Origin of the sequence: Candidatus Dorea massiliensis AP6 (assembly GCF_964245105.1) — a bacterium.
GTDB classification, from domain to species: Bacteria; Bacillota; Clostridia; order Lachnospirales; family Lachnospiraceae; genus Laedolimicola; species Laedolimicola intestinihominis.
Map to the genome: position 1 here is coordinate 1 of NZ_CAXTKW010000044.1, position 964 is coordinate 964.

Genomic DNA, 964 nt, shown 5'->3' on the forward strand with positions numbered 1-964 from the left:
CTTTTATGTGGAGGATGCAAGTGGTAACTTGGTTCAGAAAGAATTTGCAGGTACGGAGAGCAAATCAGAGACAGAGAAAATGTTACGCAAGGCTATGGAGGATTATGACGCAAAGAAATTTCTAGCCAAAGCGGACAACCTCACACTCGGACAGATGCTAGATGTATGGGCAGAGGAAGATTTGAAAACGGGTTCACTTAGCAACGGTACAGTCGGTAACTATTTACAGGCAGTAAACAGGATTAAACAACACCCAATCGGAAACAGAAAACTAAAGACAGTCACTTCGGAGCATTTGCAGAAGTTTATGGATTTACTTGCATTTGGCGGTGAGGAAGGAAATTTTAAGTCAAAGGGTTACACCATCGACTATATCCGTTCTTTCCACGCAGTCCTGCAACAGTCCTTCCGATTTGCAGTCTTTCCAAAGCAGTACATCACATTCAATCCAATGCAGTATGTGGTAATGCGTAGGAAAGCCGAGGAAGATGTGGATTTGTTTTCTGATAATGATGAGGATGCAGAGGTTATCAACCCGATTACACCAGAGCAGTATCAAACGCTTATGGAGTATCTGGAAGAAAGAAACAAGCCTGCTGTCCTGCCGGTACAGATAGCGTACTACACAGGTCTTAGACTTGGAGAGGTATGCGGACTGTCTTGGAGTGACATTAACTTTGAGGAACAGTATCTGACAGTACGAAGAAGTGTCCGTTACAACGGAGCAAGGCACAAGACCGAGATTGGTCCGACAAAGCGAAAGAAAGTCCGTATCGTGGATTTCTGTGATACGCTCGCTGACATCTTAAAGAAAGCGAAAAAGGAACAGAGAAAGCAGGTATTCAGTTACGGAGAACTCTATCAGAGGAACTACTACAGGGAAGTTAAGGAAAAGAATCGTATCTACTATGAGCTTTATCATTTGGATGGCACAGAGGACATTCCGCTTGATTACAACGAGATT

The 964-nt window shown here is 43.5% G+C and carries 1 protein-coding gene; it reads left to right on the top strand.

Annotated features, from left to right (window positions below; genetic code table 11):
* Positions 1–964 (top strand): tyrosine-type recombinase/integrase (locus tag ACESZP_RS17910; protein WP_499709948.1); only part of this gene is annotated, 964 nt, incomplete at both ends.